Here is a 13,629-nt window from a genome sequence, read left to right on the forward strand (position 1 = left end):
GAATACTTTTTAGAATGGAGGAATACCGTGTTTTTTCGCAGGTCTGCTATCAACTTTGTTACTGGAAACCTCAATCGAATGTAACAACATATTACGTGTTTCTTGTGGCTCAATAACTGTATCAATATAACCTTTGGCTGCTGCAACATAAGGATTAGCAAACTTCTCTCTGTATTCAGCTACTTTTTCTTTTCTCATAGCTTCAGGATCTGCCGCTGCCATAATCTCCTTTTTAAAGATAATATTAGCTGCTCCATCTGGTCCCATTACTGCAATTTCCGCATTTGGCCATGCAAACATGAAATCGGCCTTCATATGGCGGGAGTTCATAGCAATATAACCTCCACCGTATGCTTTTCGAACAATAACTGTAATTTTAGGTACGGTAGCTTCACTATAAGCGTAAAGAATCTTAGCTCCGTGACGAATAACACCCATATGTTCCTGATCAACACCTGGTAAATAACCCGGCATATCTTCAAGGGTAACAATAGGAATATTAAACGAATCACAGTAACGAATAAAACGTGCCGCTTTATCAGAAGAATCACAATCCAATACACCTGCCAACACTAATGGCTGATTAGCTACAAAACCAACAGTTTCACCATTCATTCTACCGAAACCAATTACAATGTTTCGTGCAAAATTCTCCATACTCTCGAAGAAATCAGAATCATCAACAATAGATTTGATAACGTTACGGATATCGTATGGTTGAGTAGGATCAGAAGGAACAATTTCTTCAATTTTGTATTCTGGTCTTGGCGGCTTAGGAGGAAATGCCTTAGCTTTTTTAGTATTGTTCCATGGTATGAAAGTTAACAGCTTCTTAATTTGTTCGAAGCATTCGTATTCGCTAAGAGCATAAAAATGAGCATTACCAGTAATTTCGCTATGAACTTTAGCTCCACCCAGTTCTTCCATAGTGATTTCCTCACCCAAAACTGTTTTTATTACCTCAGGACCAGTAATGAACATTTTAGAAATGTTCTCTACCACAAACACAAAATCCGTAAGTGCAGGAGAATAAACAGCTCCACCGGCACAAGGACCAAGAATTATTGACAATTGAGGAATTACTCCAGATGCAAGAGTGTTTCGGAAAAAGATTTCACCATATCCTGCCAGTGAATTAACACCTTCCTGAATACGGGCTCCCCCCGAATCATTAATACCGATCAATGGCACACGCATTTTTAATGCATGATCCATGATTTTCGTAATTTTACGTGCATGCATCAGACCTAGAGAACCTCCGGCTACGGTAAAATCCTGTGCAAACACACACACTGGCTCACCATAAATAGTACCGGTTCCAATGATAACTCCATCACCATGAAGTTCTTTCTTTTCCATACCAAAGTCGCGAGCTTCGTGCTCAACAAACATATCGTATTCATGAAAAGAATCTTCATCTAAAATAGATGTTACTCTTTCTCTGGCAGTCAATTTCCCCATCGCAACTTGCTTCTGAATGGCTTTTTCACCGCCACCTTGAAGCACTTTTTCTTTTCTCTTTCTAAGATCAAGAATGTTTCGTTTCAATGACATAATTTGTACATTTAGTTTAGAAAATATATATTTTCATATATATGTTGAATTTCATCAGTTCGTGAAATTCCAAGATACAACATTACTAAATTTTAGGGTAGAAAAAAACTCTACTCAACTCCACCTCATATTTAGCTACATATAAAATAATCTCTTTCGCTTGATAATCAAATCAGTTCACAAAAAAACTATTTGGATTTTTTCTATTTGGGTGCGATTCGATACAAATAAACCGCTATGAATGAAAAAACGATATTAGGCAACCAAACAGCAAGTACGGGATTCATACTTCCATTTGTTGCAAATACAATAGATATCTGCATAAAAAGTATAAACGAGAAACTTAACAGTAGTCCAATCCCTAAATGCAAACCCATTCCTCCGCGAATTTTGCGTGATGCAAGTGATACACCAATAAGCGTAAGAATAAATGTCGAAAATGGATTCGCCATCCGCTTGTATTTCTCAATCTTATAAGCTTCAATATTGCTGTCGCCCCGCATGGATTGTTGTTCAATGTATGCGTTCAATTGCGGCAAATTCATTGCCTCAACAATATTTCTTTTCGAACCAAATTCTTCCGGTCCAAAATTAAAAGTAGTATCAATTGTCCGTCCTTGTTCAAATGATTCTTTATCCCCGTCTATGTTTCGAATAAAATAGTCATTTATGGTCCATTTATTTTTCTCTTTATTCCACCGAATCGATCTGGATGTTAATTTAGAAACCAACTCCTTTCCTTCAAATTTCTCCAGCGCAAACTTGTAGCCGGTATTACTTGCAACCTCGTAATTAATCATGTAAATAAAAATACCCGGTTCGATTTGCCTGTGAATATTACGTTCGTTGTTTCGGAATTGCTTATTGATATAAGTTGCGGTAAAATTCAGCCTTTTTTGATTGGCTGGAGGAATTATATAATTACTTAGAAGAAACGAAAATATTCCAATAATTAGTGCTGAAATAAAGTAAGGATACATCAATCTGCGAAAGCTTACCCCACTACTTAAAATGGCAATTATTTCAGTATCATAAGCCATTTTAGAGGTAAAGTAAATTACTGCAATAAAAGTAAACAACGCACTAAAAAGATTGGCGAAATATGGAATGAAATTTAGATAATAATCGAAGATGATTGCCCTGAGGGGAGCTTCTTTATCGATGTATTCATCGATATGTTCCGAAAAATCGAAAATAACCGAAATACTTATTATCAGAACAATAGCGAAAAAGAAAGTTCCCAAAAACTTTCGGATAATGTATAAATCTAATTTCTTCAAAACCTGAATTTTAAATTCCTTATTTCCCGAAAATTGCAGAATAACAAATTTCGGGATAAAAGTATAATTTATTCTTCAATTACCAATCGAGGTGGATCTATTGTAAGCTTTTTTAACAGTTATAAGCGAGTAGCTAATTTCTTAACCATGATATCTTTCCATGAGGTAAAAGTTCCTGCATTAATATGTTCTCTTGCTTCGCGCACCAACCACAGATAGAATGCCAGATTGTGAATACTGCAAATCTGAGAACCCAATAACTCTCCCGAATGAATCAAATGTCGAACGTAAGCTTTTGAATAGGCCAAATCCACATATGATGTTCCGTTAGGATCAATTGGTGAAAAATCATCATACCATTTCTTGTTCTTGATATTAATAATTCCTTCGCTTGTGAAAATCATGCCATTTCGTCCATTTCTGGTAGGCATTACACAATCAAACATATCAACACCTCTCGAAATAGCTTCCAGTATATTAACCGGAGTTCCGACCCCCATTAAATATCTCGGTTTGTCTTCAGGTAAAACCTTATTTACAACCTCAATCATTGAATACATATCTTCCACGGGCTCACCAACTGCTAAACCACCAATGGCATATCCTTCACGATTTAAAGATGCTGCATGTTCTGCTGATTTAATCCGTAAATCGTTATAAACACAACCTTGTATTATAGGAAATAAAGTTTGTGAGTAACCATACTTAGGCTCAGTCTCATCAAATCGTTTCACACAACGCTCTAACCATCTCTGTGTAAGCTCAAGTGAAGTTTTTGCATACTCGTAGGTTGACGTTCCCGGGGGACATTCATCAAATGCCATAATAATATCGGCTCCAATCGTTCTTTGAGTATCCATTACATTTTCTGGTGTAAAGAAATGCTTCGACCCATCAATATGTGAACGGAACATTGCACCTTCCTCGGATAACTTCCTGTTTTCAGCCAAAGAAAACACCTGAAATCCACCACTATCTGTTAAAATAGGTCGATCCCAACCATTAAACTTATGCAAGCCACCCGCCTTCTCCAACACATCCAAACCTGGACGCAAATACAAATGATAGGTATTACCTAAAATAATTTCGGCATTAATATCATCTCTTAACTCTCTCTGATGCACACCTTTTACAGAACCAAGTGTCCCTACCGGCATAAAAATGGGCGTTTGAATTTTCCCATGATCTGTAGTTAACTCCCCTGTCCTCGCCGAAGACTTAGGATCTGTATTCAGTAATTTAAAATCCATATGAACTATTTATATTTACTTACAATCAGGTATCTCAACCAATTCGTAAAAAAATCAGGCAGCAAAGATACTAATTAATCTTATTTCTGAATCACTTACCTTGTCCGAAGGCAAACTGATGATTCCTAAAGTAAGAATATCAGACACATAGACTAGTCATTCTTACTAACATAAATCAATCTGCATATCAAAATTTTTTTATCGATAAGAATCTCTTATTTTTGAGGCACATAAACAAGCCTGAATTTGGAAACAATAATTACTCTACCGACTTCTTTTAATCAATGGGCTATTCTCATTGTTCTCTTAATTTCTTTTTTCATACAGATATTATATCAACTTCGTTATATCCAATTATTCAAAAAAGAGAAAAAAAACAAGCACGATATAAAAACAGAACCTGTTTCCATTGTTATATGCGTGAAAAATGAAGAGTGTTATTTACAAGAAAATCTTTCCCTTTTTCTGGAACAGGAGTATCCCAACTTTGAGCTAATTTTGGTTAATGATGGTAGTGAAGATGAAACCGAGACAATAATTACAGAGTTTCAAAACAGATACCCTCATCTTCGCTCTACAAAAATACCTTTGGACGACAAATTTCATCATAACAAAAAGCTGGCATTAAGCATTGGAATTAAAGCTGCTAAAAATGAAAAAATAGTTTTCACCAATATCCGAAGCAAGCCTTCAAGCAGCAAATGGTTGCAAAAATTCGTAAACTCATGGGATAAAGGAGTACACATAGGCTATGCTAATTTTGAGAACAAAAAAGGCTTTTTTTACAATTTTCTGAAATTCGATTTACTCTCAAAAAATATTAAAAGTGCAAGTTTTGCTTCTTCAGGAAATGCTCATTCCGGAAATGGTGATAACCTAGGATACAAAAAATCCGATTTCTTTGCAAACAAAGGTTTTGTGAAGCATTCCCACTTTGAGGCTGGATATGATCACCTAATGGTTTTTCAACTTGGTAAACTTTCCGGAGCATCTGTGTGTCTTCAACCTGAAACCAAAATTAATCTGTCTTCGGTTTGTGCTTTTGACCAATGGATCAGAATCAACAGGCATTATTACAAATGCCGAAAATACCTTCCCTTTAAAATTCGTTTACTTATTGACTTAGAACCAATAAGCAAAATGATTTTTTATAGTATCAGTATTTACGCATTACTCTTCACACACTTATACTTTTTCGTCGCAATTATATATTTAACAAGAATAATCCTGATTGGGAGCTTGTTTAAAATAAGTACCAGACATTTGAAGGAAGAAAATTTATTTTTATCTTCGTACTTATATGAGATTTTTGTGTTATTTTCAAAAATATATTTTTTGTTTACAAATTTCATTTTCAGTAAAAGCAACCAATGGAAATAAATCCTAACCTCTCGGAAAAAGCTCAATACGACTACAGGCTTGTTTTATCTGCTATTAATGGTACTCAAAAGGCATACGAAGAACTTTTTAAAAGATACAAAGATGCTATCTTCTTCATGTTGTTGAAAATGGTGAACAACAAAAATGATGCAGAAGATTTAACATTTGAAGCATTTGGGAAAGCATTCAAAAATATTCAACAGTATTCTCCAAAATATGCATTCAGCACTTGGCTGTTTAAAATTGCGTCCAATAACTGCATTGATTTTCTCCGGAAAAAGAAAGGCAATACTATTTCTATTGATGGGAAAGACGATTCTGAAAACGAGAGAAGTATATCGCTGGAATCCAACACACTAAATCCGGAACAAGAATTTATTAGAGACCAAAAAGCCAAAATAATGCGCAGTGAGGTCGGTCGTTTAAAAGAACGCTACCGAAGGTTAATTGAGTTGCGTTATTTTGAAGAATTCTCCTATGAGGAAATTGCAAAAGAATTAAATCTGCCTATTGGTACTGTAAAAGCACAATTATTTAGAGCTCGGGAATTACTTTTTAACACTCTAAAAGATACTGAGATAAAGATTGATAAGAAAAAAGACTAAGCAAAAGCCTAACTTCTTTTTCATTCGCATCTTCAAAATTTAGCCTATATTTGCCAAGTTTAAATTTACATTTGGCATGGAAATCATCAAAAAATACTTTCCCAATTTAACTGAAGAGCAAGAACAAAAATTCCTCAGATTAAAAGAATTATACACTTTTTGGAATGAGCAAATTAATGTTATCTCCAGAAAAGATATGGATTCACTATACGAACATCACGTTTTGCATTCGTTAGCAATAGCCAAGGTGCTTCAATTTACTCCCGGCACAAAGATAATGGATGTTGGAACAGGTGGTGGTTTTCCTGGAATTCCTCTGGCCATTCTATTTCCTAAATGCAATTTTTATTTAATCGACTCGATCGGGAAAAAGATAAAAGTTGTAACTGAAGTTGCGAATGCACTAAACCTTGATAATGTAAAAGCAGAACACATTCGCGTACAACAGGTTAAAGATAAATTTGACTTTATTGTAAGCAGAGCTGTTACAGCATTTCCAAAATTTGTAAACATGGTTCTTAAAAATAGTAAGGTGAAAGATCAAAATAGTTTACCCAATGGAATAATTTATTTAAAGGGTGGTGATTTTGAGGATCAAATCTCCGAATATGGAAGTAGAATCAGTGTTTACGAGTGCTCAAATTATTTCTCGGAAGAGTTCTTTGAGACAAAAAAAGTAGTACATCTTGATATTTAGTGAAAATAAAAGGGCTGATCTTTTTGTTACATTAAAAAAAACCCTATTTTTGCAATCCGAAATCAACGCATATAATAACTTTATTCGATAAAAATTTTTCGCGATGAAAAGAACATTTCAACCTTCAAATAGAAAGAGAAGAAACAAGCACGGATTCAGAGAGAGAATGGCTTCAGCAAACGGCAGAGCTGTATTATCTCGCAGAAGAGCCAAAGGCAGAAAAAAACTATCTGTTTCCAGTGAACACAAACACAAGGCTTAATTTTTAAATTAAGTTGACGATATACAGAAAGTAAGGAATTCTATATTCTTTACTTTTTTGTATTTTATAGAATAGACAATATTCTATTATTGATGAAGATGGAGTTCCGAGGGAGCTCTTTTTTTATGGATTAATCTCAAATCAAATAATTAGTTCTGGTTTGCTTCATTTTTTTCTATAATCTAAAAAATCTCTGCTATTTTTGTAGAAAGCAAAAAAAAAGTAATTCAAGTAATATTTTCTTTTGTAAGTAGTTGTTTATAAAGAATACTAAAGCCCATAATGAGGATGAGATCAGTAAATTTCTTCAAGAGTAAGCTATTTCTAATACAGATTGGAATCGCTTTATTAATTACAATAGTTCTAATTTGGATCACCCTAATTAGTTTAAGATGGTACACCCATCACGGAGAAGAACTTGAAGTTCCGGATTTGTATGGTATGAGTATTGAGGACGCCGGAAATAAACTGGAAACTGAGCAATTGGTTTTCTCTATCTACGATTCCATATACAACCCAAAATTTGCTCCAGGCACTGTTCTTGACCAAAGACCTTTAGCTGGTGCAGTTGTAAAAAGAAAGAGAAGTCTATTCTTAACCATTAATGCCTACAAGCCTGAACAGGTTCGTTTCCCTAATTTGGTCGATAATTCATTCCGGCAAGCCTATGAATTATTAATAACCAATGGGTTTCAAATTGGAAAATTAGAATATGCCGAAAATCAATTTTTTAACCTCGTACTATTTCCGAAATACAATGGCGATACAATACATGCCGGCAGTATGGTTGATAAAGGCGCAAGTATAGACTTGGTTCTGGGAAAAGGAGATAACAATGGAACTATTGCTCCAAACTTAATTGGAAAAACAAACTCTCAGGCAAAAGAAAAAATCATTCTATCCAATATGAATTTGGGAAGAATACAATTCGATCAATCAATTACCAACCATTTTGATTCTATTCAATCCAAAGTATGGAAACAATATCCTTCTTTTAATAACGATCAAAGGATTCAACCTGGTTCTAAAATTGATATCTGGCTAACACGGGATTCGGCAAAACTACAACATGCTGATTCTCTGTTGCAACGAAGTTTAAGCAACATGCTTTACTAAAACAACTTAAAAAAATGACTGAAAAAGAACCATTAGATAATTTCAATGTTGACGGAGATCTGGATGCAAACCAGGAACAATACGAACATTTTCGTTTTGAAGCCGATCCTGGACAAAACCCACTTAGAATCGACAAGTTCTTAGTTGACAGAATGTTAAATTCATCGAGAAATAAAATTCAAGATGCCGCTGACAATGGAAACATTTTGGTAAACGATGTACCTGTTAAGAGTAACTACAAGGTGAAACCAAAGGATGTAATCACCGTTGTATTGAGTTATCCGCCAAGAGAAATTGAAATTATTCCTCAGGATATTCCTTTAAATATTGTTTATGAAGATGATGCTTTTTTAATCATTAATAAAGAGCCGGGAATGGTTGTGCATCCTTCCTACGGGCATTATTCGGGAACATTGGTTAATGCTTTGGCTTTTCATTTGCAAAACCTCCCCTTATTTAATGCAAAAGATCCTCGTCCGGGTTTAGTTCACCGTATCGATAAAAACACATCCGGGATATTGGTAATTGCCAAAACCGAAGATGCTAAAACCAAACTGGGCTTACAGTTTTTTAATAAAACCAGTGACCGTAAATACAGGGCATTGGTTTGGGGCAATCTTGAAAACGACGAAGGAACAATAACCGGTCATGTTGGAAGAAATCTTAAAAACAGAAAAGTTATGGATGTTTTCCCTGATGGTGAATATGGAAAGCATGCTGTAACCCATTACAGAGTTTTGGAAAGACTTGGCTATGTAAATTTGGTAGAATGTATTTTAGAAACCGGAAGAACTCACCAAATCCGTGCCCACTTCAAAAGTATTGGTCATCCCCTATTCAACGATGCTGAATATGGAGGAGATGATATCAGAAAAGGAACCACCTTTACCAAGTACAAACAATTTGTTCAGAACTGCTTTAAAATTTGTCCACGCCAAGCCCTACATGCTAAAACATTAGGCTTCAATCATCCGGTAACCGGAGAATATATCTCATTCGATTCGGAGATACCTGATGATATGGCCACTTTAATCCAGAAATGGCGAGATTACACCTCTAACAGACCTATAGAGGAAGAAGAAGAAGAACAATAAAACTATAAGATGCCCAATGAAAAGAACAATCGCTGTAATTGCAGGTGGAGATTCTGCTGAATTTGAAATCTCCCTGCAAACTTCAAATCATATTTTCTCAAGCCTGGATACTGAGAAATACACTCCTTACTTAGTTATACTTAAAGGAACAGATTGGAATGTAAAAATCGACAATCGATATTACCCCATCGATAAAAATGATTTTAGTTTTAGTACTGATGATGGTAAGGTAAAGTTTGATTTCGCGTATATTGGAATTCATGGAACTCCAGGGGAAAATGGAATTTTGCAAGGATATTTAAAATTACTTGCTGTTCCCCATTCAACCTGCGATGTTTTTAGCAGTTCGCTTAGTTTTAATAAGCATGCTTGTAATTCTTACCTAAAATCGCTGGGCTTTAAAGTTGCCAAGTCTATTCTTCTTAAAATAGACCAAGACTATTCAACCCAAGCAATAAATGAAAATCTGGGCATGCCTTGTTTTGTGAAACCAAATGCAGATGGTTCAAGTTTTGGCATCACAAAAGTTAAAAAAGTTGATGAACTGGATGATGCTATCGCCAAAGCTTTTGGCGAAGGAAAAGAAGTTATCATCGAAGAATTCATTGACGGATTGGAATTCACCTGTGGTTTAGTAAAAACGAAAAATGAATCCCTTGTATTTCCCATAACAGAGGTATTGCCTAAAAAGGAGTTCTTCGATTACGAAGCCAAATACGATCCTACTATGGCTGATGAAATTACACCAGCGAGAATTTCGGAAGAGCTAACACTTCAAATACAGAATTTATCTTCCGAAATTTACGACGCCTTAAAGTGCAAAGGAATTGTTCGGGTTGATTATATGCTTCGAAAAAATGAAATTTTCATTTTGGAAGCCAATACTGTTCCTGGAATGACTGCAAATAGTTTTATTCCTAAGCAGGTAAAAGCAATGAATAAAGAATTAAAAGACATTTTGAGTATGGTGATTGAAAATGAATTTTAAATTGCATCACCACACATTTTAAGTTAATTTAAACACCTGAACTATTGACAATTACAATACCTAACTAAATGAAGAGGGAATTGTCTTTTTTTTTCATTTTTTTTCGCATTAAGGAAAGACTTGTAACAAAAGGAAAAGAGTCGTTTTTATGAAAATCAATCAGACTAAATTTAAACTCTAAGTTCTTACTATCCAAAACTTTTTCAAAACCCTAACGTAAACAGATATAGATTTAATGAATTTATTCAATTCATTATTTTCATAGTTAAATTTTAGGGTTAGTAATAGAACAAAAAGGAGGCCGGGGCAGCCTCCTTTTTTGTGCGCCAAATTTCGTTTTCATTTATATGAAACGTCCATGCCAAAGTGATTTTGACACACATGGGAATGATTATTCCTGCTTGGTAAGTTCCATATGGCAACTAAAAAAAAAAATTATAATCATATGAAAAAATCCGATGAGAATTAACTCACCGGATTTTTAAATATTTATCTGATTGACTAGCTAGTCAACATCAATATGCTCTTCCATATAAACTTCTAATGGTGCACATGTGCACATCAGGTTTCTATCACCAAAAGCATCATCAACACGAGCTACTGAAGGCCAAAATTTATTATCAGCAACCCAACTTAACGGATAAGCTGCTTTTTTACGATTGTATGTATGATTCCACTCATCAGCAGTTAATACCATATGTGTGTGAGGTGCATTTTTCAATACATTATCAGAAACATCGGCAACACCATCTTCAATCTCTTTCATTTCCTCATTGATTTTCGCCAATGCTTCAATGAAACGATCCATCTCTTCCAATGGCTCACTTTCGGTTGGTTCAACCATTAATGTACCATGAACAGGGAAAGATAGTGTTGGAGCATGAAATCCATAATCCATTAATCGCTTAGCGATGTCGGTATCGGTGATTCCTACTGACTTATGGAACTCGCGACAGTCAAAAATCATTTCATGACCAACGCGGCCTTTTGCTCCTTTATATAAAATTTTGAAGCCCAACTTTTCAAAAGATGAAGCCAAATAGTTCGCATTCAAAATTGCCATTTTTGTAACTTGCTCCAAACCTTCTGCACCTAACATGGCAATGTAACCATAGGTAATTGGCAATACACTTGCCGACCCGAATGGAGCTGCCGCTACTGCAGTAATTGCATTTTTACCACCGGTTTTCACAAATTTGTGAGAAGGTAAAAATTGCACCAAATGTTCAGCCACACAAATTGGACCAACACCAGGTCCTCCACCACCGTGAGGAATTGCAAATGTTTTATGAAGATTCAAGTGGCAAACATCAGCTCCAATTGTACCCGGATTTGTTAAACCTACCTGAGCATTCATATTCGCTCCATCCATGTAAACCTGTCCTCCGTTTTCATGAATCAGATTCATCATAGCCTTAATACCTGTTTCGAACACACCATGAGTAGATGGATAGGTGATCATGTAAGCACACAAATCATCTTTATGCTTTTCGGCTTTGGCTTTTAAGTCCTCAAATTCTACGTTTCCGTTTTCATCGCAGTTTACAATCACAACTTTCATTCCTGCCATAGTTACCGAAGCAGGATTTGTTCCGTGAGCCGATGAAGGAATTAAAACAACATTTCTGTGACCTTCACCTCTTGAGATATGATATTCGCGAATCACCATTAAGCCGGTATACTCACCAGCGGCACCTGAATTTGGTTGTAAGGTACAACCTGCAAATCCGGTAATAACCGAAAGCCATTTTTCAAGATCTTCAATAATTTCCTTGTAACCAAGAGCCTGATCAACAGGAACGAATGGATGAATTCCACCAATCTCCGGCCAGCTAATTGGAAGCATTTCCACTGCAGCATTCAGCTTCATTGTACACGATCCCAAAGAAATCATAGATGTATTCAATCCAATATCTTTCTTTTCCAAACTTTTGATGTAACGCATTAAAGCTGTTTCGGAACGGTAACGTTTAAATACATCCAGACTTAGAAATTCACTTGTTCTTGCATATTTTGAATCGAAATAAATTTTTTCTTCGATGCCAGCAACAACAACTTCATTTTCACCCTTTGCTTTCGCAAAAATACTAAGTATCGTACTCAATTCCTCTGCACTAATTTTCTCATCAATTGAAATACCAATTGTTGTATCGTTAATATAGAAGAAATTGAATTCAGCTTCTAAAGCCACTTTACGGATTTCCTCAACAGAAACTCCGGCAGGAATCACAACCTGCAAAGTATCAAAGAAGTTGTCAACAGTTTGTTGATAACCCAAGGATTTTAATCCTTCAGATAAAATACCTGCAGCAGAATGAATGTGCATTGCAATTCTCTTCAAACCTTCCTGACCATGATATACACCATAGAAACCAGCCATTGTAGCTAATAAGGCTTGTGCTGTACAGATATTTGAAGTTGCTTTTTCGCGCTTAATATGCTGTTCCCGGGTTTGCAAAGCCAAACGCAAGGCATTGTTTCCCTGTGCATCTTTAGTTACCCCAATAATACGACCGGGAATGCTTCTTTTGTAAGCTTCACGACAAGCCATATATGCTGCATGAGGTCCGCCATATCCCATTGGAACACCAAAACGTTGAGATGTACCAACAACAATATCAGCACCCCACTCGCCTGGAGGTGTTAACAGCACCAAACTCATTAAATCAGCAGCTACAGCAACCAATGCTTCAGCCTGATGAGCACGCTCAACAAAACCTGAATAATCTTCAACACTTCCGTTTGAAGCCGGATATGGAACAATGGCGCCAAAAACCTGATCAGTAAATTCAAAGGTTTTGAAATCACCAACAACCAACTCAATTCCCAAAGGAGTTGCACGGGTAGTTAATACGTCCAGAGTATGAGCAAAAACATTCTTATCAACAAAAAACTGATTTGCATCAGCCTTTTTCTTAGCGCGGGAACGCAAAGCCTGCATCATATACATCGACTCTCCCACAGCTGTTGCTTCATCTAAAAGGGAACTATTAGCCAATTCCATTTTAGTTAAATCCAAAATCATGGTCTGAAAGTTCAGTAAAGCTTCCAATCTACCTTGTGATACTTCTGCCTGATAAGGTGTATAAGGAGTATACCATCCTGGATTCTCCAGTACATTTCGCTGGATAGCCGCTGGAGTAATGGTATCGTAATACCCTTGTCCAATGAATGTTCGGAATACTTTGTTTTTAGCAGCAATTCCTTTAATCTTCGAAAAATATTCGTATTCTGATAATGCTTTTGGAAGGTTTAATGCTTTTTCCAAACGAATATCTGAAGGGATTGTTTCATCAATCAGGGCTTCCAAAGAAGAAGCACCAACAGTTTCCAACATTGTTTTAATATCGCCGTTACGAGGTCCAATGTGACGGGAAACAAACTTTTCAGTTGCCATATTGTT

11 protein-coding genes are annotated in these 13,629 nt (G+C 35.8%); 7 read left to right on the forward strand and 4 right to left on the reverse strand.

Annotation, left to right across the window (positions count from 1 at the left end):
- Positions 1–9 precede the first annotated feature (9 nt).
- The 3 genes from QUH73_RS17885 to tgt form a co-directional block, all read right to left on the reverse strand.
- On the reverse strand, positions 10–1,554 hold the full coding sequence (locus tag QUH73_RS17885; protein WP_289531804.1) for an acyl-CoA carboxylase subunit beta: 1,545 nt from the start codon (positions 1,552–1,554) through the stop codon (positions 10–12).
- A gap of 203 nt (positions 1,555–1,757) precedes the next feature.
- Positions 1,758–2,834, reverse strand: coding sequence for an LptF/LptG family permease (locus QUH73_RS17890; protein WP_289531805.1), 1,077 nt, complete (start codon positions 2,832–2,834; stop codon positions 1,758–1,760).
- Between the two features lie 119 nt (positions 2,835–2,953).
- Complete coding sequence (gene tgt / locus QUH73_RS17895; protein ID WP_289531806.1) at positions 2,954–4,084, reverse strand: tRNA guanosine(34) transglycosylase Tgt; 1,131 nt, start codon at positions 4,082–4,084, stop codon at positions 2,954–2,956.
- Between the two features lie 246 nt (positions 4,085–4,330).
- Between tgt and QUH73_RS17900 the strand changes: the two genes are divergently transcribed.
- The 7 genes from QUH73_RS17900 (at position 4,331) to QUH73_RS17930 (ending at position 10,226) form a co-directional block, all read left to right on the forward strand.
- The gene (locus QUH73_RS17900; RefSeq protein WP_289531807.1) at positions 4,331–5,464 is read left to right on the forward strand and encodes a glycosyltransferase; all 1,134 of its coding nucleotides are present in this window, start codon (positions 4,331–4,333) and stop codon (positions 5,462–5,464) included.
- Complete coding sequence (locus QUH73_RS17905; RefSeq protein ID WP_289531808.1) at positions 5,455–6,069, forward strand: RNA polymerase sigma factor; 615 nt, start codon at positions 5,455–5,457, stop codon at positions 6,067–6,069. Before QUH73_RS17900 ends, QUH73_RS17905 begins: the two co-directional genes overlap by 10 nt.
- Before the next feature lie 76 nt (positions 6,070–6,145).
- The gene (rsmG, locus tag QUH73_RS17910) at positions 6,146–6,766 is read left to right on the forward strand and encodes a 16S rRNA (guanine(527)-N(7))-methyltransferase RsmG (RefSeq protein WP_289531809.1); all 621 of its coding nucleotides are present in this window, start codon (positions 6,146–6,148) and stop codon (positions 6,764–6,766) included.
- Positions 6,767–6,869: 103 nt separating this feature from the next.
- Complete coding sequence (gene rpmH / locus QUH73_RS17915) at positions 6,870–7,028, forward strand: 50S ribosomal protein L34 (protein WP_096429514.1); 159 nt, start codon at positions 6,870–6,872, stop codon at positions 7,026–7,028.
- Positions 7,029–7,316: 288 nt separating this feature from the next.
- The gene (locus QUH73_RS17920; RefSeq protein WP_289531810.1) at positions 7,317–8,144 is read left to right on the forward strand and encodes a PASTA domain-containing protein; all 828 of its coding nucleotides are present in this window, start codon (positions 7,317–7,319) and stop codon (positions 8,142–8,144) included.
- A gap of 14 nt (positions 8,145–8,158) precedes the next feature.
- On the forward strand, positions 8,159–9,238 hold the full coding sequence (locus QUH73_RS17925) for an RluA family pseudouridine synthase (RefSeq protein WP_289531811.1): 1,080 nt from the start codon (positions 8,159–8,161) through the stop codon (positions 9,236–9,238).
- 16 nt (positions 9,239–9,254) lie between these two features.
- A complete protein-coding gene (locus tag QUH73_RS17930) occupies positions 9,255–10,226 on the forward strand; it encodes a D-alanine--D-alanine ligase (RefSeq protein WP_289531812.1) in 972 nt (323 codons plus the stop codon).
- Between the two features lie 505 nt (positions 10,227–10,731).
- Here QUH73_RS17930 and gcvP read toward each other — a convergent pair.
- Positions 10,732–13,623: an aminomethyl-transferring glycine dehydrogenase gene (gene gcvP / locus QUH73_RS17935; protein ID WP_289531813.1), complete on the reverse strand. Its 2,892-nt coding sequence runs from the start codon at positions 13,621–13,623 to the stop codon at positions 10,732–10,734.
- Positions 13,624–13,629: the final 6 nt, after the last annotated feature.

Origin of the sequence: Labilibaculum sp. K2S, assembly GCF_030372765.1 — a bacterium.
GTDB lineage: Bacteria > Bacteroidota > Bacteroidia > Bacteroidales > Marinifilaceae > Labilibaculum.